The organism is Gemmobacter lanyuensis (assembly GCF_014652355.1).
In the GTDB taxonomy this organism is placed as follows: Bacteria; Pseudomonadota; Alphaproteobacteria; order Rhodobacterales; family Rhodobacteraceae; genus Gemmobacter; species Gemmobacter lanyuensis.
In genome coordinates, this window is the sequence record NZ_BMYQ01000036.1 from 614 (window position 1) to 2,608 (window position 1,995).

Below are 1,995 nucleotides of genomic sequence, written 5' to 3' on the forward strand. Positions count from 1 at the left end.
TTGGCTTGCTTGGATTATCGCCGTGCTATCCACCCCGAAAATCCCACAGCACCAACGCTATGTGCCCGCAGAACCGGTGTGAAGGCTTTGTTCAGGGCGAACGAGGTACGATTATAGATGTTTTTGCGCCTTCTATCCCGGATCGCATCCAAATCCAGTCTTTTGCTGTCGAGCTTCGTGTGCCCGTGGCAGAGGTTGTGTTGGCGCCGTATACAAATTCCACAGATTATGATTTGTAGGGCCAGTGTCGTGCCGCCCTACAAAGCCATGCCAAGCTCCAGAAAACCACCTGTCGGGATCAATTTGCATAGATGCTGTCGAGCAGCACGGGGAGAGGACCGGGATCAACCCTTCGCACCCTGGCCCCGCGCATAGACATCTTCGTAGCGGATGATGTCATCTTCACCCAGGTAGGCGCCGGTCTGCACTTCGATCAGCACCATCGGGACCTTGCCGGGGTTTTCCATGCGGTGCACGGCGCCGAGCGGGATGTAAACTGACTGGTTTTCCGTGACCAGCCGGACTTCCTGATCAATCGTGACCCGGGCAGTGCCCGAGACCACGATCCAGTGTTCGGAGCGGTGGAAATGGCTCTGCAGGCTCAGTGCGGCGCCGGGGTGGACGACGATCCGTTTGACCTGGAACCGGTCGCCCAGGGCCAAGGTCTCAAACCAGCCCCAAGGCCGGTGATCACGCGGGAAGGCATCCGCCTGTTTGGCACCTTTGGACTTGAGCGCGGCCACTGCGGTTTTCACATCCTGAGCCCGGCTTCGATCTGCCACTAGGACGGCGTCGTTCATGGCGACCGCGATGATGTTTTGCAGCCCGATCCCTACCAGCTCAACCCCCTCGGAATCCGATCGCAGCAGCGTGTTGTCGCAATCCAGTGCGGTGGCCTGCCCACTGAGGCTGACCCCACGGACATCCGGCCCCATCTCTTGTGCGACGGCATCCCATCCGCCCAGATCCGACCAGCCGGCGTCGAAGGGCACCACCGTCAGGTTTTGCGCATGTTCCATGACGGCATAGTCGATCGAAATCTCGCGCGCAGCGCCGAAGGCCTCGGGATCAAGCCGCAGGAAACCCAGATCGGCCCGCGCCTCGGAAACCGAGCGCGAAACCGGGTCGATCAGATCAGGGGCATGGGCCGCAAAAGCATCGATGATGGATTGCGCGCGGAAGAGGAAGATCCCAGAGTTCCAGAGGAAATTCCCCGCGGCCAGCATCTCGGCCGCCTTGGGCGCATCGGGCTTTTCGACAAAACGGCGCAGCGGAACCGGAACTCCTGCGGTGCAGGCGCCGCCGAGCTCCAGCCAGCCATAGCCGGTTTCGGCACGGGTTGGGACAATACCGAAGGTGACGAGCTGGCCTGCCTTGGCCGCAGAAACGCCAGCTTGGACAGAGGCCCGAAATGCCGCCGCATCCGGTACCACATGGTCCGAAGGGGCCACCAGCATCAGCGCCTCTGCATCAGTCTGCACGAGATGCAGTGCCGCCGCCAGCACCGCCGGGGCGGTATTGCGCGCCTCGGGTTCGATCAGGATTACACCCGGGTCGATGCCGATCATTTGCAGCTGTTCCGTCACAATGAACCGAAAATCCGATCCAGTAACCAAAATCGGCCGCGCGAAGTCTGGACCGGAGAGGCGCTTGGCCGAAGCCTGAAACAGGCTTTCATTTCCAATCAATGCGGTAAATTGCTTGGGATAGCTGCGGCGCGACAGGGGCCACAAACGGGTCCCGGAGCCACCACACAGCAGGATCGGATAAATCATTGGTCTTCCTCGATCAAAATCCGTGGCGCCTTCGAATCGCGCCAAAACGATACATCAAATAAACCTTTCGCCTCCAGCAAGGCACGCGGACGTTGGCGGAGCTTGTTACGGAACTCAAGATCCCAAGCAAGATTATGCCCCATTTTTTGCGGTGCAGTCGCTAATGAACTGATGCGGTGGATGCCCCCACCCCAACGGCATCACGTATGCCATGATGGTT

Annotated in this window: 2 protein-coding genes; one reads left to right on the forward strand and one right to left on the reverse strand. The window is 59.8% G+C overall.

The features are described from left to right. The coding region (locus tag IE101_RS19930) for a hypothetical protein (protein WP_229804337.1) at positions 1-239 on the forward strand (239 nt) is incomplete at its 5' end. A 105-nt stretch (positions 240-344) separates the two neighbouring features. On the opposite strand, the gene IE101_RS19595 is transcribed toward IE101_RS19930, so the two are convergent. Continuing rightward, positions 345-1,775 (reverse strand): mannose-1-phosphate guanylyltransferase/mannose-6-phosphate isomerase, encoded by a 1,431-nt coding sequence (locus tag IE101_RS19595; protein ID WP_189635512.1) that lies wholly within the window; start codon positions 1,773-1,775, stop codon positions 345-347. Positions 1,776-1,995: the final 220 nt, after the last annotated feature.